The organism is Veillonella seminalis (assembly GCF_003992065.1).
GTDB lineage: Bacteria > Bacillota > Negativicutes > Veillonellales > Veillonellaceae > Veillonella_A > Veillonella_A seminalis.
The window spans coordinates 139,071-157,542 of the sequence record NZ_RQUZ01000004.1; the positions used below are offsets into that span (position 1 = coordinate 139,071).

The window sequence follows — 18,472 nt, forward strand, 5'->3', positions numbered from 1 at the left end:
CGTACATAATAGCATACAAACAAAAACTCTACCGCAAGGTCGCCTCATGGCAATGCAACACTTGCAGTAGAGTTTTTTATTAGAGGTTTAAAATTTATCCTGTACGATCTCACAAATTCATCAAGCTTAATTACGCAAAGTCCTCACGTTTTTGCAAAACTCTGGCTTTGATTGTTTCGTCAGTCATTAAGGTTAAGGCCTTCTTAGGACAACCTTTGACACAAGCCGGTGTACCCGCCTTCGTATCAATGCATAAATCACATTTAGTAGCCACCATGCGGCCATCCGTTACCGGTGCCATCTGCACGGCCCCAAACGGACACGCTAAAACGCATTCACGGCAACCGATGCAAAGACTTTCGTCAATAAAAATCATCATATCATCCCGTTTGCTGATAGCACCTACGGGACAAGCCGCCATACAGGATGCGTTTTCACATTGCTTACAATGAACAGCCGCTTTAAGTTCCGGCTGACGATAGGTTTTACAACGAGCTCGTTGCAACGGATCATTAAGTTTTACTTCCGTCATACCCAAGTCGTAATGAGACATAATACATTGACGTTCACACATACCGCAACCGATGCAAAGGTTCACATCGCAATATACGAACTGATTCATACCTGTCCCTCCTTTACAGCCCATGCATTTAATGCTGTTTGGAGATTTTTCTTATCGACTATATTTTGCACACTGTCTATTTCATAAAACGTCAGTGCTTCTGTCGGACAATGACTGACACAGGCCGGCGCGCCTTCTTCTGTATTGGCACAAAGGTCACATTTATTGGCAACTACGCGAACATTGCCTTCCCCTGCTACCGATTTCATTTGAATGGCACCGAACGGACAAGCCAGGGTGCATTGTTTACAACCGATACAGCGTTCTTCGTGAAGTAGTATACTGTCGGTACCTTTTTCCAAAGCCCCTACCGGACACACTTTAACGCAAGGTGCGTTTTCACAATGATGACATTGAACCGTCATGGTCTTAGTCTTTGTTTTTACCACATGTATACGGGGATTAAAATTTTCACTGTCAGGGTCCGTCGTGAAAATCCCGTTACCGCGATGGGCCACAACACAGGCAACCATACAAGTACGGCAGCCTATACAAAATAAAGGATTTCCTTTTACAAATCGATTCATGCGTTGGCACCTGCCTTTTCTATACCCATTTTAGCCCGGATTAAGGCGTATTGTGATTGTACATACGCTTCTGCTTCAGCCTGATCATCCAATTTTTCAACACGGCAGGCACAATATTTGTATTCCGGCGTTTTGCTCTTAGGATCGAGAGCCGTGTTCGTCAATTCGTTACAAGCACCAATCCACCATTGATAGGTCATATAAGTAGAGCCCGGTTTTACTCGTTCAGTCGGCAAACAACGGGTAATGAGGCTACCTCGCCGTGAACGGACACGAACCAAATCGCCTTGTACAACACCCAAGTTTTCACAATCTTCAGGGTTCATAGCCACCCAGCCCGGTTCATCCTCGAGTTTTGCCAGCATACGACAATTGCCTGTCATGGTGCGTGCCGAATAATGACCTACTTCGCGAACCGTACAGAAAGACATTGGGTATTCTTCATCAACCTCTTCTTTAACAGGTTCGTAATCCGTGAAAATTAAGTTACCGCGACCGTCCGGTGTAGCAAAGTGACCGCCTTCATGAAGGAACACGGTACCTTTGTCATCCATACTTTCATCATAACAAGGCCACTGTACGCCGCCCAGTGCGTCGATTTTTTCATAAGTAGCACCGGTAAATTTAGGTGATAATTTACGCATTTCATCCCAAATTTCCTTCGTATTATGATAATGCATCGGATAACCCATGGCCGTAGCCAAAAGACTTTGGATTTCCCAATCCGGTTTTACCCCTTCCGGCGGTTCAATTACCTTACGAACTCGCTGAAAACCGCGGTCACAGCAGGTATAAATGGCATCATGTTCACCCCAAGCCGTAGCCGGCAAAAGAACATCGGCATATTCCGACGTGCGATTCATAAAGATATCCTGTACAATAACTAAATCTATTTGCTTCAAGGTTTCACGAATTTCTTCCAAATTAGGATCCGATTGAGCCGGATCTTCGCCGATAATATAGTACGCGTGAATCCGCTTTTTAATGTCCGGTTCGCCCAATACTCGGTCCGGTACCTGCGTCAATTTAAGACCTACCTCAGACGGCAAGGAAACGCCCCAAGCTTTTTCAAATTTTTCACGCATCGCATCATCCGTCACCGACTGATAGCCCGGATATACATCCGGCAAAATACCCATATCACAAGTGCCCTGTACGTTATTCTGACCGCGCACCGGACCTACACCGGTCGCATAATGGCCGTAATTGCCGGTCAAAAGAGCCAAATTGGAGCAAGCAGCTACACTGTCAACACCTTGAGAGAACTGAGTGATCCCCATACCCCAGAGGATGACGGAGTGTTTGGACGATGCATAGAGCCGTGCCGCTTCACGAATGGCCAAAGCACTGACGCCGATTTCAGCAGCCACCGCTTCCGGTGCATATTTCGCCAGCTTAGGTACAAACTCTTCATAGCCGTTCACATGAGCCTTGATGAATTCGTCATCTGTCAGATGTTCATCAATGATCGTATAAGCCAGCGCATTGAGGAGCAATAAATTAGTGCCCCCTTTTTGCTGCAAATGAATATCCGCAATACGGGCCGTTTCCGAAATCTGAGGGTCCGCACAAATAATCTTCGCCCCTTTAGCTTTCGCTTTAATAATGCGACGAGCTACAATCGGATGCGATGTGGCACCATTATAACCGATGTTAAAAATAACTTCCGCATCTTCAATTTCCGGCACACTGACGGACATGGCACCCTCACCGATTGACTGCTTCAAACCGGCTACGGACGCTGCATGGCAAATACGGGCACAATGGTCAACATTATTGGTGCCTACCACAGCACGCATAAATTTTTGCGTAATATAACCCGCTTCATTACCCGGGCCGCGAGCGGAACCGGCCCCCATAACAGAGTCAGGCCCATACTCCTTAATAATCGCCTTTAAGCGTTCTGCTGCATACGCTATGGCCTCATCCCAACTAACCGGTTCCAACGGGCTGCCTTTACCGCCTTTACGAATCATCGGACTCGTAATACGCCGCGTTAAAATCTGCGGGTCATTTAGGTAATCCCAACCGTAAAACCCCTTCAAACAAAGGCGCCCCTCGTTGGTACGACCCGGAGCGCCTTTTGCAGATATAATGCGGTTAGCCTTTTTATCGACTGTAAACTCGATTTGGCAACCGGAACCGCAATACGAACAAACCGAAACAACTTTATCATACGTAGTCTGCATAGTATAGCCTCACATTCACTTGAATCCCTAATAATGTCTAAACTAACAGGTAACAAAAGTTCTACATGTAAATTCTTCGTTTTAATTGCAAATTCCTTTTTTCAATTATGCCAATTTAACATAATTAATAATTCACATAATTCAATTATTGAATGTTCACAATTTGTTTATGTATATTCTGTTAATTTCCATTTTATTTGCAAATATGTTCAAAAATATATTGCAAAGCTTCTTTTGCTTGCTGGTATCGTTCCTCAGTACCACTCAAAATAACACTGTTTTCACTGCCGCGTTCGGCTTTATCACTGCCTACACTCAAAGGGCTGTTAGCGGTTTCAAATTCAATATACCCATTTAATAAAGTCGATTTCAACTTAGCCTGTATAGCTACAATCGATTTAAACGGAATAACTTTAAAATTATTGTCGCCTAAATTCCATAAACCGCCCCCGGTCTTATCAATAACAACGGCCCTTTCATGTACATAAAGATTGGCCCCACGACAATCAATAGCATATAACTCCTGTCCCAGAAACTCCCTTACCGGACTTGGCCGCATCTCATGTTTATCGGAAGAATTACTGCTTTTAATCGAATCTAAAAATCCCATAATCATATGCCCCTTTCTTCATATATCTAATATAATCGGACCTCTTTAATGCTGTCATCATCATAATTTTATTCTATCACAAATTTAATTCATCATTTATAACTATTCAACAATTTCAAGATACTAATATGCCAATCCGATATCCCCCACTTTCCCGTCTCCACCTTAAATATGAATACACCGGAAGTAATTGTAAAAAGGCCTATCGTATTAAAGTTTTCCGTATCGTAATGAATACCTATGAAAACTACGCATAAATCCCCCTACCTATCTAGCGACCATTGCTCGCTTCGAGCCTGTGAGCGAATAGGTAGGGGGATTTTAAGTGCCCACCGTATTAGTACAATACCTATGAGAAACACGAAAAAAATCCCCCCTACCTATCTAGCGACCTTTGCTCGCTTCGAGCCTGGGAGCAGATAGGTAGGGGGGATTTATGAGTCTCATAGTATTATAACAACCAGCAAATAAATATACGGTAGCCATTTACCTCATCGACAACTATTTTATTTTGTAAATTCAAGTGACTCCAATTCCTCTTCACTAAACGGTTCTTTCATTCGTTTAGCCAAGTCTTCCGCGGAGATTTCGTTTTCCCAACGAGCTACAACGGCAGCTACTACACAGTTACCGGTTACGTTACAGAAAGTCCGAGCCATATCAAGAATACGGTCAACACCAAGAATAATGGCAATGCCTTCCACCGGTAAGCCAAAAGCGGCAGCGGTGCCGGCGATAACGATTAAGGAAGCACCCGGCACGGCTGCTATACCTTTCGTAGACAACATCAAGGTAACAAGCATTAATAATTGCAATTCCAATGGGAACGGAATGCCATATACCTGAGAAATAAAGACAACTGCGAGTGCACTGTATAAAGTGGAGCCGTCCAAGTTAAAGGTATAACCAAGCGGTAATACAAAACTTACAATGTGCTTTGGCAAGCCGGCCCGTTCCAATTTTTCCATAGCAATCGGTAAAGCTGCTTCACTGGCTGCCGTGGAGAATGCCAATACCAACGGTTCTCGAAGCACTTTTAAAAGTGGGAACAAATTCGTTTTTGTCAAAAACGAAGCAATGGAAATCACGATAACCAAGAATAAAATCAACGCCAAGTATAAGCAGAGAACGAGCTTCAAGAGCGGCAATAACATGCCGAGACCGAATTCACCTACCGTATAGGCGATGGCACCAAAAATACCGATTGGCGATACATACATGATATAATGAGTAACTTTGAACATAATATGTGCCAAATCTTTGGATAAGTCGATAATCTGACGGCCGTCTTTACCGGTACTCGCTGCTGCAATAGCAAATAAACAGCTGAAGAAGATAATTTGGAGCATATCGCCGCGCCCCATAGCATCCACGATGTTCGTCGGTACGATGTTAACAAGCATTTCGATGTGATCGATTCCGTGAGCAGACGCCGCTTTATTTACAACTTCGGAAGCGCCGTTTTGCGTTAAGGCTACGCCAACGCCCGGTTCCATAACATTAACGGCAAACAAGCCGACGATTAATGCCAGACTGGTAGCAAATTCAAACCATAAAATTGCCTTACCGCCTAAACGTCCGAGTTTTTTGAAATCACCGGTTCCGGCAATCCCCATTACCAAGGAGCTGAAAATCAGCGGAACCACGATCATTTTAATCATACGAATAAATACATCGCCCAACGGTTTAAGACTTTTAGCAAATTCAGGGGCAACCCCACCAACAATAACGCCTGCCAATAAGCCGATAACAATCCACGAAGCCAGACTTAATTTTTTTAACATAGCCAATGCAATCACTTCCTTTTTCGTATACATATAAATAATTACAAAATTCCTCACATTAATTCAAGGGTAATTCGTCTTGTGAAGAACGGAATGTAACTCACATTTTAGAATAAGGCGGAAATAAAAAAAGAGTTATAAACCATTGGTTTTACTTCTTCCAACGGATTATAACCACATCTGAAACACCCTTGAATTAACACGAAGCTTTTCCATTATATCAAAAATATTCGTTTCGTGCAAACTTCCTATAGAATGATAAATTATACGTTTTTATAATAGTTTATACAAAAAGGACATCTGTCGCGTGCTCATAGCACGGAAGAGGTCCTTTAAATACGTACTTATTCGTGTGCCTTCAGCAGTGAAACGGCTACTAAATCGCCCACTTCATAGCTATGTTGACCCTGTTCGAGTTTGGCCATACCGTTGGCATGCGCCAGCCCCAATAAGGCACTGGATGTGAAAACACGATTCGGCATAAAAACGGCTTCGCCCGATTCACAAGTAATTGCCCCTTGCACATAGCGGTCGAACGGATTTTTCTTATGAATGGCACTGCCCAGTTTTAACATAACAACCGGTAATAGAATATCACGACGCCCCTGCAAACTGCGTAATACCGGAAACACAAGCAAATGATACGTGTTATAAGCGGCTGTCGGGTTACCAGAAAGCCCCAAGCAGAATGTAAACGCCCCGTTTTCACGACGAATTACCCCGCCATACGAAGCGGCACCGGGCCACATAAAGAGACGATCATAAAGCTTTTCAGCCCCCAATGCTTCGTAAATAGCCGGCATGGAATCAAAAAGCCCTACAGACACACCGCCGGTGCTGATAATTAATTCTGCATCAGCAGCCAATTCACGAATCGTTTCAATTTCTTCATCGAGCTTTTCAGGATCGTCACTCACATGATGCGTTTTAAATGAGGTAACGCCTTGCTCCTGCAATAAACCTTGGAGCATATAAAGATTCGAGTTATAAATTTGAGACCCTTGCAAGGTTTCCGTAAGTGGCACTACTTCTCGGCCCGACGTGAGTACAACAACCTTAGGCTGTTTATACACGGCTAGTTCTCTATGTCCGAGCCCGGCGGCTACGGATAGGCGACCGGCGTCCAAAACAACGCCCGCTTCCATCAAACGGTCGCCTGCAACACACTCTTCCCCTTCAGGAATAATATTTTCACCTTTTTGAATAACGCCGTTTACCAGAATATCGTAACCGAACGGATCCATCACGTCACGCACTTGGGATTGTTGCAAAGGAATACCGTCGTCAGAGCACAATCGCCATCGTTCCTGCATAATGATGGTATCACAATCATCCGGAACCGGCGCCCCTGTCATAATGCGTACCGCTTCCCCTTCAAGGACCTTGCCTTCGTATCGTTCACCGGCACCGATTGTAGCCACAATAGTAAACTGCGAACGGCCTTCACTGTGTACAATCGCATAACCGTCATAAGGAGCCTTACGAAACGGTGGAATACTTGTCTTAGCCGTCAGCTCAGTGCCCAATACACGTCCTAACGCTTTTTCCAACGGGATTTGTTCTATCTCTCTGGCCGGTACTTGTGCTACCAAGTCCAACAACTTTGTTCTCGCCGCTTCTACCGTAATGCCTTCCATACGGTCACCTCCTCAGCCTGTTATAGGCTGTCTTAATTAAAAAATACCTCCGTCACCAGCCATTTTGCCAATGACTCTATATCAGCCAATGAATATACAGCTACGCCATTTACAGCTTGTGAATTCTGCTTTGATGATGCCTCACTGCTTTCACTCGCAGCTACTGATTCGTTATCAACCTTCAAATACTCAGTATCGCTATTTCCGTTCATATACACGACAGACAATAAATTATCAACCGGCGTAATACAATTTTCAAAATCAGCCGGATAATCTGTAACTACTTCAATAATCGGCTCAACACCGCGACTGCGTGTTTCCAAAACGGCTATATCCACCGGCAATTGTTCTGCCAATGTCATTAAATCCGTCTTTTGGCCCGTGTGGCTTAAAATAGCATACCCTTCCGGACCGGCAATCGCAACCGCTTTTGCCCCCGCCTTATCGGCCTTCCAAGTATCGGTACCTTCCGTATCCATGGTAAAACCGTGGCCGTCGCTTTTCACATACCCCACTTCATAGCCGAGTTTTTGTAAAGCATCAATTAAACGAGTACTCACCTCGGTTTTGCCGGTCTTCGACTGCTTGGCTACAACGGAAATAACAGGCTTTTTACGCGTACTGTTATAGAACAAAGCCCGAATCGCTTTATATTCGTTGTACGTATTGATATTTTTATAGGCATACGCTTTATCCGTCACATCCACATATTCCGTTTCACAATGGTCATAAATGGCACGCAGACGGCGCTCACCTTTACGCAATAATTTTATGATAACCGGCAAACAACGCGTACTATATAAAGCCCCCAGCGGTTCCAAGCGCCCGTTAATAGTCGGCACAATGCAATCTACGGCCTTCTGCCCCAACCTGGTGCGTAACTTTGTTACATCGCCAAAATCAAAATTATCAAACAAAGGCATATCCACTGATACGGCCAGATACGCATCACAAGGGCCTTCACTGAGACCGGCTGCCAAACCGCCTAACGGTCCGCAAGGCTCTCCTTGATCGGCCGTCAAATAAATTGACAACGTCCGTTCTTCTTCAACCACCCATTCAAGTCGATGAATCTGATGAGGCTCCACGGCAGTCAGCTCTTCTTCAGTGAGTCGCACACGCCCACTTCTATCTGACAAAGGATGCATAGCATATAACTCGCCCGGCAATGTTCGCAAATCTACCGGTTGATTACCGGCAATTACAATATGTGAAAAAGCAAAGGACCTCGCCCGAATCATGAGCGAGGTCAAAAGTGTGCCTTCTTGCCAAGGCAACGCTGCTTTGTCACGTCCCATGCGAGTACTTTGACCGCCGCATACTATGAGTAGCCCCATATCATGTAAACGGTTTATATCTGTACGTTCTAATAAAAGACGTTTCATAAATAACTCCATTAATTCATTCGTGGCCGATTTAACTGTGCGTTGAACGAATTCCTCTCATAATGCGGTTATAGAACAATACAATAACCAACATATTAATAATTAATTCCGGCACCATGTAACTGGCATTATAAATCATAGAATACATCCATGGATTTTGACCGGCCGGTGCATATGATGCGAATACGACGGCTCCCGATATAACGGTGAAAACCCAGCGCAATACACACCCGGCAGTAACGCCCCAAACGGCTCCGGCCCGACTGTTACCAAAGAAACCGGCAACCCCGATGGCACCGTAGCCTAAAATATAATCCAATAAGATGCTCAAATAGTGAAGCGAAAATTTGAAGCCCAGTAAAAAGTCGATTATGCCGTAAGCCATACAGGTAATGACGCCCCATTTACCACCCCAACGAATGGCAAAAATAATAAGCGGTACCAAATTGGCTGCATTCACCGAACCGCCTTGCGGCATTTGAAACAGGACTACAAAATGCAGTACATATGCGATTGCAATTGATAAACCCGCTTCCACCAACATTCTTGTACGTTGTTTTTGTTCCATAAATATCCTCCCGACCTTCGGCCGTTATTACAACAACTGTAAAGATATAGTTTGCGTTCTCCTTAAGCTTTTTTACCCAATTGCTTGCAAATATAGTTTAATTATACCGCTTGACCGTTCTATAAATCAACTCAATCGACTTTTTTACAAATAGTCGATACTTCATTTACAAAACCCGAACATTAAAATGCTATATAAATTATACCGTTCGAGTTAGGCTTGCAAAAGCACCATCTTTCCTATATAATGTCTAATGGATTTTTATGTTATGACAAGGAGGCCTTCCATGATTAATACAACAAACATTTTTGATTATGAAGACATTCAGTTAATCCCGAATAAATGTATTGTTAACAGCCGCAGTGAATGTGATACTTCAGTAAAACTCGGCAATCGCACATTCCGTTTACCGGTTGTACCGGCCAACATGCAGACGATTATTGATGAAGAATTGGCTGAAAAATTAGCCCGCAACAATTATTTCTACATCATGCACCGTTTTGCCCCGCACACTCGTCTTGATTTTATTAAACGTATGAAAGAGCAAGGCTTATTTGCATCTATCAGTATTGGTGTAAAAAAAGAAGAGTTTGATTTCGTCGATGAAATTAAAGCAGCCGGTCTTTCCCCTGAATATATCACTATCGATATTGCTCACGGTCATTCCAACTCCGTAATTGAAATGATTCAGCATATTAAGAAACAGTTACCTGAAAGCTTCGTTATTGCCGGTAACGTTGGTACCCCTGAAGCTGTTCGTGAACTTGAAAACGCCGGCGCTGACGCTACTAAAGTAGGTATCGGACCCGGTAAAGTATGTATCACTAAATTAAAAACCGGTTTTGGTACCGGCGGTTGGCAATTATCCGCTGTTCGTTGGTGCACCAAAGCGGCTACTAAACCTGTTATCGCTGACGGCGGTATCCGCGACCATGGCGACATTGCTAAATCTATTCGTTTCGGTGCCACTTTTGTTATGATCGGTTCCCTTTTCGCAGGTCATACCGAATCTCCGGGTAAAGAAGTTGAAATCGATGGCAAACCATACAAAGAATACTTTGGTTCTGCTTCCGAATCTCAAAAAGGTGAACGTAAAAACGTTGAAGGTAAAAAAATGTACATTCCTTCCAAAGGCAGCCTTTTCGATACCTTAACTGAAATGGAACAAGACTTACAGTCCTCTATCTCCTATGCCGGCGGTAATAACTTGACCGCGATTAGAAAAGTGGACTATGTAATCGTTAAGAACTCGATATTTAATGGGGATCGCTAAGTCACAATAGGCGAAGCCCTACTGTAGCCTGATGCTACATACATAAAATTAGGACTGGCCGCATCAAGACTTACGCCTCAACGTTTCTAGTCAATAATTCTTCTAGCATACGCGTATCATAGTGGCTCATAAACACTGTTGTGTCTCTATCAATGGTTTTAATGGCCGCCATATCTTCTTCGGTAAGGTTAAAGTCAAATACGTCAAGGTTCTGTGCCATGCGTTTAGGGCTGGAGCTCTTGGCGAGACACACAATGCCGCGCTGCAACTGCCAACGAATCATGATTTGAGCCGTTGATTTGTTATATTTTTTACCGATTTCTTCCAAGATAGGATTCGTAAAAATACCATCTTTACCGCGCACAAAAGCGGCCCAAGATTCCGTCTGCACCCCATGAGCTTCCATATTGGCACGAGCAAATTCCTGTTGAAAATACGGATGGATTTCTATCTGATCGACTTGCGGCTTAATTTCATTAAATGCAATGAGGTCGTTTAAACGATCCGGATAAAAATTACTTACCCCGATAGCACGCAATTTACCGGCCTTATATGCTTCTTCCAAAGCACGGTAAGCGCCGTAATAATCATTATATGGCTGATGGAGAAGCATAAGATCAAGATAGTCAAGCTTCATACGTTTTAACGTATCATCAATGGCTGCTTTGGCTTTTTCATAGCCATAGTTATTGAACCAAATCTTTGTAGTCACGAAAACTTCGTCACGTGGTACCGATGTAGCATTCACAGCTTCGCCCACTTCGTTTTCATTTCCATACAAACGAGCCGTATCAATGTGACGATAACCCGCATCAAGGGCATCCAATACGGCTTGTTTCGTGTCTTGCCTTCGGAATTAAATAGGTCCCGAAGGCAAGAATTGGCATTTTTACACCATTATTTGAGATTACATGATCTTTTACATTGTTACTTTCCATGTTCTCTCACTCCTATCGCTAAAAAAATTATTATGCTTAAATAGTTGCTATATATTACCTATATATAGTATTACGCTTACAAATGAAAATATTCAAGTGTTTTGTAAAAAATAAAGGCTATTTAATTTAGTCAAATTAAATAGCCCCTCAATTAATGCCTTATTTACCCTGGAAGTTAGGACGACGGCGTTCTGCAAAGGCACGTACACCTTCTTTGAAGTCTTCCGAGAAGCCCAAGGTTGTTTGTAAATGAACTTCCAACTTAGCATACTCATCCCAACCGCTGAATACGCTGGCCCACATCATTTCTTTCATCGCCTTAAAAGATAATTCAGGACCTTTAGCCAAGCGGGCACACAGACGATCTGTCGTTTTTATCAATAATTCCGGTTCGCACACTTTGTAGACAAAACCGTAATCTTTAGCTTTTTCTGCAGTTACCGCTTCACCGGTCATGGCAAGTTGCATAGCACGATTCATACCAATAGCACGAGTCAACAAGAACATACCGCCCGCATCGGGAGCAAGACCTACGTTAACGAAAGCCTGGATAAAACGGCTGTTGGTAGAAGCTACACACATGTCGGCAGCCAAAACCATGTTAAAGGCTGCACCGGCTACAGCGCCGTCCGTACTCATAACAACCGGTTTTGACATTTTTTTCATAGCAAAGGAAATTTGCATAACCAATTCGGCAATAGCCACCAAAGACTGTTGGTCGTTTTCTTCTACGGCACGTTTCATTTCCGACAAATCGCCACCGACGGAAAACACCTTACCAACCGCATTGATTAAGAGTACGCGTGCTTCCGGATCCGCTTCGGTTCGTTCAATGGCATCGAGGATTTCATTACACATAGGAATGTTAAATCCGTTCTGCACTTCCGGACGATTAAAGGTAATTGTTGCGATTTTGTTAGTTACTGAATACAAAATATTGGTATATTCCATTGATTACTCCATTTCTAATACTCGGAAACAAAAGCCTTCCTTATATTACCTAAATTACAGGATTCTAAAAAGTGCCCTCTCAAACTTTATCTACTACTTTGTTATTAGTATACCGAATTTATTCGATAATGAAAAGAGGCAAAGTCACGGCATATTTACGTTTCCGCCATTTTTATATAAACATTTCGTTGATTTTTCATTAATAATAACTATTTAATTATTAGTACATCTTTTCTTGATAGTTGACCCGGCTTTCCAAGATTTTTCTATTTTCCCCAGAAATACAGACTATTATTTCGCATTATAGATTCATACACGAATAAATCATAAATAATATCATATTAATGATTATTGCTCGTATTTTTCCTTCAAATATGACAATTAATTTTATTATTACAATTCTTTTACAAATACTTTACCGCCTTTTTTCTGTATCTTTTTTTAGCACTTTGTTAGGATAAAGAGAGCAGAAGTTCATTTTTATTTGATACATTAGGAGGTATTTTCATGAACGGAAAGCAGCATTTACGTAAAATGGTATTTTTTGCTTTAGCAGGTGCCTTAGCGTTCGGTCTTAGTACGCCCGCAGTACAAGCAGCAGCTCCTGCAGTAACTGTAAGTTCTCAAGCAAACTTACCTAGCACGGCTGTGACAAATAACGCAATTAAAGTAATGCCTATTAACCAAGCAAAATTCTGGCAGGGTCAACGTTTTGACTTTGAAGTGGAATTACCACTCACTACCAAAGAAGTAGCTGTAACAGTTAACGGTGAAGACGCTAGCAAAGTTTTCAAACAAGACGCTACAATTACTCAATACGCTGATCACATTTCCTATCGCATCAACGATGTATCTTTCAAAGATACCGGCGACAAACGCGTTAACGTAGTAGCTAATACAGCACAAGGCGCTATCAAACAAACAGCTAACTACAAAGTCGTTAATGAAAAAGCTCAAAAGAAAGCTAAAAACGTTATCCTCTTCATTGGCGACGGCATGAGCATGCAAGCCAAAGAAGTAGCTCGTATCCTTTCCAAAGGCATGAGCGACGGTAAATTCAACGACGTATTAGCTATGGAAAAAATGCCAAACATGGCTCTCATCACTACTTCCGGCTATGACTCTATCGTTACTGACTCCGCAAATAGTGCATCCGCTTATAACACAGGTAATAAATCTGTTGTTAACGCTATGGGCGTTTATGAAAACAGCACTCCGGATCCATTGGACGATCCAAAAGTAGAAAATATTTCTGAAATTCTTTCTCGCGCGAAAGATATGTCCTACGGTATGGTAACAACTGCGGCTGTAACTGACGCAACTCCTGCAGCCGTAACTGCACATACTCGTCGTCGTGGCGAACAGAACTTCATTGCAACGGACTTCTTAAATCGTAAAAACCCACCGGCCGTTGTATTGGGCGGCGGTGCTCAATTCTTCTTACCATTGGATACCCCGGGCTCCAAACGTAAAGATAACGTAAACGTAATTCAAGAATTCAAGAACAAAGGTTACCAATTTGCCGGTACCAAAACTGAATTGGCTCAAACTACAGCTGACAAACCAATCCTCGGTTTATTCACTATGAATACCATGAACGTTTACATGGACCGTGCATTCTTACCTCAGAACCCAACCGTTCTTAAAGGTTTCAATGATCAGCCAGGTCTTTTAGATATGACTAAAAAAGCGGTAGACGTATTAGAAAAGAACCCTAACGGTTTCTTCCTTATGTCCGAAGCTGGCTCCATTGACAAACAATTACATACAATGGATTGGCAACGTTCCGCTTATGACACTATCGAATTTGACCAAACCATCAAATGGGCTCAGGACTACTCCAAAGCTCACGGCGACAATACTTTAATTATCGTAGTAGCTGACCATGCTCACGGTATCAGTATTACCGGTACTTATAGCGAAAAAGACGGCAAAGTGGGTCGTGAAGCAGTTCGTGTATACGGTGACGCAGGCTGGCCTACATTCGTCGATGCTAACCGCGACGGCTTCCCTGATAACCCTGATGCTGATGTAACCTTGGCCGTTCAATACGCTAACTCCCCAGATCATTATGAAAACTATCGTTTCCAAAATACGCCAACCGATCCTGCTACGGCCGGTAAAGATGGTCTTGTAATCGCTAACCCTAAACGTGCTCCACAGGGTGCTCGCTTAGTACAAGGCGACTTGCCTACAACTACCGGTGAAACCAGCGAAGTTCACTCCGCTGACGATGTAGTACTCATGGCTCAAGGCCCTGGTTCCGAATACTTCCACGGCGTTATGGATAACACTGAAGTATTCTTCGGTATCCTCCGTGCCCTTGGCGTTGACGGCAACAAAGATAACACTAAATAATTTCTAACAAGGATGTGACTAGGAACAATGATGCGATTAAAACAGTGGCTACGCCCTTTATTACTTGGCCTCGCAGTACAGCTTTTTGTCACCATGATGCCCAATACGGCTTTGGCGTCTTGGCTGAATTTTGGAGACATGTATGCAGGCGCAACTTCAGAAGGGCTTATTCTATCAGATAGCTTATTGTCATTAAACGGGCAAAGTGTAACGATGCAAGGTTATATGGCTCCACCTTTAAAACCGAGCATCAACTTCTTTGTACTCACCGAAACACCTATGTCCATCTGTCCCTTCTGCTCGACTGATGCAGATTGGCCTAGTGATATTGTAGTCGTTTATATGGACGATTCCGTAACGGCCTTACCTTATGATCAGGATATTACCGTAACGGGACAATTGGAAGTAGGCAGCTACGTTGACGGCGAAACAGGCTTTGTAAGTCTTGTTCGACTCCGCGGTGCTGAGGTTAATTAGTATGTTGACGATTCAAAATCTGACCCGTCAATTCCCCGACGGCGACACCATGATTACCGTATTGGACTTACCTGCCTTTGAAGCGCCTACCGGTAGTCAATGGTGCCTGACCGGGGTTAGCGGCAGTGGCAAATCCACCTTACTCCAGTGCATAGCCGGACTCCTACAACCGACTACGGGCACAATTCAGGCGGATGATGTCAATTTGATCGAAATCAGCTCAAAAGAACTCGATCATTGGCGTGGTCAACAAGTTGGTTATATTTTTCAAGACTTCAATCTGCTCAGTTTTTTAACAGCCGAAGAAAATATTATAAGCGGTGCCTTCTTTGCCAATCGTTTTACGCACAAAGAGATGACGGACGAAGCAGTAAAGCTCATGGATATCATGGGCCTTACCAATCTCCGCCACAAAAAGCCGACCCAATTGAGTAAAGGTGAGCAACAACGCGTGGCTATCGCCCGTGCGCTTATAAAAAAACCTTCCCTACTGTTAGCCGATGAACCGACAGCCAGTCTTGATGCTGCCAACAGTGCCATCGTTATTGACTTACTGCGCAACTACAGCACGGAAGCTAATGCCACTTTACTGATTGCCAGTCATGAAACGACTATTATTTCTCAGTTCACTAATCAATTACATTTTACAAAGCGAGGTTCTCATGATTCGTAAAATAGCCTGGCAGCAACTCTGGTCCAAACCTCTAACCACGTCGCTCCTGCTTCTTGTCATGGCCTTGGCAGTTGCATTAAGTGTATTGGTAGTTTCTTTGGGTAGCGGATTGCAGCGTGGACTCATCGCCGCGACCGAACCATTTACCCTACTCGTAGGCTCTCCCGGAAGCAGCCAACAATTTGTACTTAACACAGTCTTTCTCCAAGACAAACCACTGGCCAACATCAGTTACCAAGAGGTTACTCAATTACGTGCCAATTCAAAATTAGTAAAACAAGCCATACCTTTAGCTTTTGGCGATAGTGTAAAAGGATATCGTCTGGTTGGTACCGAACCTGAAATTTTTACCGTACGAGCAGATAACACTAAACCGGAATGGTTGCGCCTCTCATCGGGCCGCCCGCTCCAAACCCCTTTTGAAGCAGTTATCGGCCAAGATGTGGCAAAACAATTAGGTCTCAACCTCGGTGATACCTTCAAATCTACACATGGCACCTTAGCCAAAGGTAAAGAACATCCGGAGGAATCGTTTACGGTCGTCGGTATATTAGCCGATACCGGCGGCCCTTATAATCAAGCGATTCTGACTCCCATCGAAAGTATTTGGCAACTCCATGCACACGGTAAAGACCTTTCTGAGAAAGGCGATGTTACCGCTATCATGGTAGAACCGGTAGGATTCGGACAAGCCTACACCTTAGCCGCCCAATTTGTCAAACGTAAAGATGCCCAACTCGTATTCCCCGCCCAAGTCATTACCCAACTCTTCAACCTCATGGGGCGCGGTGAAAAAGTTTGGCAGCCTATCGGTTACTTATTAATCGGACTTGCCATGGCCGTTGTTTTGGTAACTGCCTATTTGGCAACGGTGAATCGACTCCGCGATTACGCCATCTTAAAAGCGCTCGGCACAACACAAAAACAGCTGTACAGTATTTTGATTCAGCAAACGTCCTACGTTATAGGCCTGGGCGCACTCTTTGGCTGGCTCATGGGCTTCGGTGCTTACATCGGCCTCGCCCATGCATTAAATACCAGTTCAGCAGTCATTATGCCGCTGGCTATCTCCTCAGCGTCTGTGCAACTCACCCTCCTTTGCATAGTCGTAGGCCTTGCGGTCAGCCTCTTACCGGTGTACGCATTCCACCGGAAGGCAAAACAATTACACGATGTAATGAATTAACACACGTTTTACACAATCTCACCTACGCAGAAAGGGATATATCACGAGAACCGGCCGTTCGTCGTTGATATATCCCTTTTGTATTACAAAAAATTTTCAGCAAAAAAGGGCGTTACTTTAGCGCCCTTTTGTATGCATAAGATCTTATTTATTTTCTAAAAGCTTATTTTTCTGCATGTATTAAACTTTTATTTTACTACTACAAAAGCACCGCTGCTTACGAGTTCAGCCAAAGCCGGTAAAACTAAGGCTTCATACGTTTCCGGTTCCTGAGTCATCGTAAATACAACCTGACGATTATTGCGCACCAGACCTTCAAATAAACGCAATAAACCGCGTTGCACTGTTTCGTCCGCTTCACGCACTACATAGTCAAATTCGCTGACTAAGAGCATATCGATACGCACAAATTCTTCCATAAAATCAGCTACATAGCCATAAGTTACACTATCGATATAGGCCTCAGCCAAGCCCTGACCGGTAAACTCTTTAATTACCAAATTAGGAGTGATGTCCAACGATTCACGTTTTACGATCTCCCCTACATTTTCCATCTTCTCGACAGTGCCTACTACAACGAGCGGGTTGTGTTCTTCCGCACCTAATGCCGTAGCTACCGTGTCAAAGGTATGACGGGCATCAGCCTTAACGATAGTATCGGTTTTCTTTAAAATATCAGTATGTATTGTTTCTTTCATTCTATATCTCCTTGCATATTCTATCATAAATTATATAGTTATCTTTATTGTGAATTATTATCACTACTGTATATTATAACAGAAAATTCCGTTTCTTTATAACAATAAAAAATGAGTCTGTCTCATAATTGAAAAAAACATTCAAAATAATAACACTCACACTTATCTGAACACAGAAAAATCGGCAACCGAAAACTATTCGGTTGCCGATAGTCCTTATACCTATCCATTACATTGTCTAGGAAAATTAGAAGTAGGAATAACAATCTGCTTATCTAATAACATACCGATGAGCAAATATGTTCGGACTCTCCCCAGTCCTTAACTGACACTACTTAATTTTTGCTGCTAAAGCCGCTGCTTCAGTACGTTTACGAATTGCGTCAATTAAAGGCTTAACTTCCAAAAATTCTGCATCCGTTAAACGGAATGTACGACCCTTGCGGTCGAATAATGATTTTTTGCGACCTGCGCCAGCGCGTTTGCCGCCCCACTTGTTACTTTTCATCATAACGATCCTCCCTTGAGAAATGCGTAACACTGCCATGCAAAAAAATAACTATTCTTCTCTGTTTCTAGTATATACTATTCAAGCG

General features: G+C 43.3%; 16 protein-coding genes and 1 pseudogene. 5 read left to right on the forward strand and 12 right to left on the reverse strand.

All coding sequences use genetic code 11. The annotated features are described in order from the left end of the window. Nucleotides 1–130: 130 nt before the first annotated feature. The 8 genes from EO126_RS03990 to thiT form a co-directional block, all read right to left on the reverse strand. Nucleotides 131–622: a 4Fe-4S dicluster domain-containing protein gene (locus tag EO126_RS03990; RefSeq protein WP_006556507.1), complete on the reverse strand. Its 492-nt coding sequence runs from the start codon at nt 620–622 to the stop codon at nt 131–133. Next, the gene (locus EO126_RS03995; protein ID WP_006556506.1) at nt 619–1,149 is read right to left on the reverse strand and encodes a 4Fe-4S dicluster domain-containing protein; all 531 of its coding nucleotides are present in this window, start codon (nt 1,147–1,149) and stop codon (nt 619–621) included. The genes EO126_RS03990 and EO126_RS03995 overlap by 4 nt, the downstream gene beginning before the upstream one ends. After that, complete coding sequence (gene fdhF, locus EO126_RS04000; RefSeq protein ID WP_006556505.1) at nt 1,146–3,338, reverse strand: formate dehydrogenase subunit alpha; 2,193 nt, start codon at nt 3,336–3,338, stop codon at nt 1,146–1,148. Before fdhF ends, EO126_RS03995 begins: the two co-directional genes overlap by 4 nt. Nucleotides 3,339–3,531: 193 nt before the next feature. Continuing rightward, a complete protein-coding gene (locus EO126_RS04005) occupies nt 3,532–3,948 on the reverse strand; it encodes a hypothetical protein (protein WP_196792550.1) in 417 nt (138 codons plus the stop codon). A 506-nt stretch (nt 3,949–4,454) separates the two neighbouring features. Next, nucleotides 4,455–5,732 carry a dicarboxylate/amino acid:cation symporter gene (locus EO126_RS04010; protein WP_040771360.1) on the reverse strand — a complete coding sequence of 426 codons (1,278 nt, stop codon included), beginning with the start codon at nt 5,730–5,732 and terminating at the stop codon, nt 4,455–4,457. Nucleotides 5,733–6,076: 344 nt separating this feature from the next. After that, nucleotides 6,077–7,369, reverse strand: coding sequence for a molybdopterin molybdotransferase MoeA (locus EO126_RS04015; RefSeq protein ID WP_127007706.1), 1,293 nt, complete (start codon nt 7,367–7,369; stop codon nt 6,077–6,079). A gap of 32 nt (nt 7,370–7,401) precedes the next feature. Continuing rightward, complete coding sequence (locus tag EO126_RS04020; protein ID WP_164726699.1) at nt 7,402–8,754, reverse strand: molybdopterin-guanine dinucleotide biosynthesis protein MobB; 1,353 nt, start codon at nt 8,752–8,754, stop codon at nt 7,402–7,404. Between the two features lie 31 nt (nt 8,755–8,785). Continuing rightward, on the reverse strand, nt 8,786–9,322 hold the full coding sequence (thiT, locus tag EO126_RS04025; protein WP_006556500.1) for an energy-coupled thiamine transporter ThiT: 537 nt from the start codon (nt 9,320–9,322) through the stop codon (nt 8,786–8,788). Nucleotides 9,323–9,608: 286 nt separating this feature from the next. Between thiT and guaC the strand changes: the two genes are divergently transcribed. Then, nucleotides 9,609–10,595, forward strand: coding sequence for a GMP reductase (gene guaC / locus EO126_RS04030; RefSeq protein ID WP_006556499.1), 987 nt, complete (start codon nt 9,609–9,611; stop codon nt 10,593–10,595). A 70-nt stretch (nt 10,596–10,665) separates the two neighbouring features. Here the strand turns inward: guaC and EO126_RS04035 are convergent. Both EO126_RS04035 and fabM read right to left on the reverse strand, forming a co-directional pair. Then, nucleotides 10,666–11,433 (reverse strand): annotated as a pseudogene (locus tag EO126_RS04035) (aldo/keto reductase); the annotation flags it as partial. A gap of 259 nt (nt 11,434–11,692) precedes the next feature. Next, nucleotides 11,693–12,484 (reverse strand): trans-2-decenoyl-ACP isomerase, encoded by a 792-nt coding sequence (fabM, locus tag EO126_RS04040; protein WP_006556496.1) that lies wholly within the window; start codon nt 12,482–12,484, stop codon nt 11,693–11,695. A 507-nt stretch (nt 12,485–12,991) separates the two neighbouring features. On the opposite strand from fabM, the gene EO126_RS04045 reads away from it, so the two are divergent. Genes EO126_RS04045 through EO126_RS04060 form a run of 4 tightly spaced genes read left to right on the forward strand, consistent with a single transcriptional unit; the run spans nt 12,992 to nt 17,178 of the window. After that, nucleotides 12,992–14,842 carry an alkaline phosphatase gene (locus EO126_RS04045; RefSeq protein WP_006556495.1) on the forward strand — a complete coding sequence of 617 codons (1,851 nt, stop codon included), beginning with the start codon at nt 12,992–12,994 and terminating at the stop codon, nt 14,840–14,842. A 27-nt stretch (nt 14,843–14,869) separates the two neighbouring features. After that, a complete protein-coding gene (locus EO126_RS04050; protein ID WP_225723663.1) occupies nt 14,870–15,319 on the forward strand; it encodes a hypothetical protein in 450 nt (149 codons plus the stop codon). 1 nt (nt 15,320) lies between these two features. Then, on the forward strand, nt 15,321–15,992 hold the full coding sequence (locus EO126_RS04055; RefSeq protein ID WP_127007710.1) for an ABC transporter ATP-binding protein: 672 nt from the start codon (nt 15,321–15,323) through the stop codon (nt 15,990–15,992). After that, nucleotides 15,982–17,178: an ABC transporter permease gene (locus tag EO126_RS04060; protein WP_164726700.1), complete on the forward strand. Its 1,197-nt coding sequence runs from the start codon at nt 15,982–15,984 to the stop codon at nt 17,176–17,178. The genes EO126_RS04055 and EO126_RS04060 overlap by 11 nt, the downstream gene beginning before the upstream one ends. 188 nt (nt 17,179–17,366) lie before the next feature. On the opposite strand, the gene EO126_RS04065 is transcribed toward EO126_RS04060, so the two are convergent. Both EO126_RS04065 and EO126_RS04070 read right to left on the reverse strand, forming a co-directional pair. Beyond that, the gene (locus EO126_RS04065; protein ID WP_006556491.1) at nt 17,367–17,876 is read right to left on the reverse strand and encodes a DnaA ATPase domain-containing protein; all 510 of its coding nucleotides are present in this window, start codon (nt 17,874–17,876) and stop codon (nt 17,367–17,369) included. A gap of 331 nt (nt 17,877–18,207) precedes the next feature. Continuing rightward, nucleotides 18,208–18,387 (reverse strand): hypothetical protein, encoded by a 180-nt coding sequence (locus EO126_RS04070; protein WP_006556490.1) that lies wholly within the window; start codon nt 18,385–18,387, stop codon nt 18,208–18,210. Nucleotides 18,388–18,472 lie beyond the last annotated feature (85 nt).

Excerpts from the sequence above, each read along its gene's own strand:
- EO126_RS04065 (WP_006556491.1), bottom strand. The coding sequence starts at position 17,876 with ATGAAAGAAACAATACATACTGATATTTTAAAGAAAACCGATACTATC.
- thiT (WP_006556500.1), bottom strand. The coding sequence starts at position 9,322 with ATGGAACAAAAACAACGTACAAGAATGTTGGTGGAAGCGGGTTTATCA.
- EO126_RS04055 (WP_127007710.1), top strand. The coding sequence starts at position 15,321 with ATGTTGACGATTCAAAATCTGACCCGTCAATTCCCCGACGGCGACACC.
- EO126_RS03990 (WP_006556507.1), bottom strand. The coding sequence starts at position 622 with ATGAATCAGTTCGTATATTGCGATGTGAACCTTTGCATCGGTTGCGGT.
- EO126_RS04020 (WP_164726699.1), bottom strand. The coding sequence starts at position 8,754 with ATGAAACGTCTTTTATTAGAACGTACAGATATAAACCGTTTACATGAT.
- EO126_RS04050 (WP_225723663.1), top strand. The coding sequence starts at position 14,870 with ATGATGCGATTAAAACAGTGGCTACGCCCTTTATTACTTGGCCTCGCA.
- EO126_RS04005 (WP_196792550.1), bottom strand. The coding sequence starts at position 3,948 with ATGGGATTTTTAGATTCGATTAAAAGCAGTAATTCTTCCGATAAACAT.
- fabM (WP_006556496.1), bottom strand. The coding sequence starts at position 12,484 with ATGGAATATACCAATATTTTGTATTCAGTAACTAACAAAATCGCAACA.
- EO126_RS04060 (WP_164726700.1), top strand. The coding sequence starts at position 15,982 with ATGATTCGTAAAATAGCCTGGCAGCAACTCTGGTCCAAACCTCTAACC.
- EO126_RS04045 (WP_006556495.1), top strand. The coding sequence starts at position 12,992 with ATGAACGGAAAGCAGCATTTACGTAAAATGGTATTTTTTGCTTTAGCA.
- EO126_RS04010 (WP_040771360.1), bottom strand. The coding sequence starts at position 5,732 with ATGTTAAAAAAATTAAGTCTGGCTTCGTGGATTGTTATCGGCTTATTG.
- EO126_RS04015 (WP_127007706.1), bottom strand. The coding sequence starts at position 7,369 with ATGGAAGGCATTACGGTAGAAGCGGCGAGAACAAAGTTGTTGGACTTG.
- fdhF (WP_006556505.1), bottom strand. The coding sequence starts at position 3,338 with ATGCAGACTACGTATGATAAAGTTGTTTCGGTTTGTTCGTATTGCGGT.
- EO126_RS04070 (WP_006556490.1), bottom strand. The coding sequence starts at position 18,387 with ATGATGAAAAGTAACAAGTGGGGCGGCAAACGCGCTGGCGCAGGTCGC.
- EO126_RS03995 (WP_006556506.1), bottom strand. The coding sequence starts at position 1,149 with ATGAATCGATTTGTAAAAGGAAATCCTTTATTTTGTATAGGCTGCCGT.
- guaC (WP_006556499.1), top strand. The coding sequence starts at position 9,609 with ATGATTAATACAACAAACATTTTTGATTATGAAGACATTCAGTTAATC.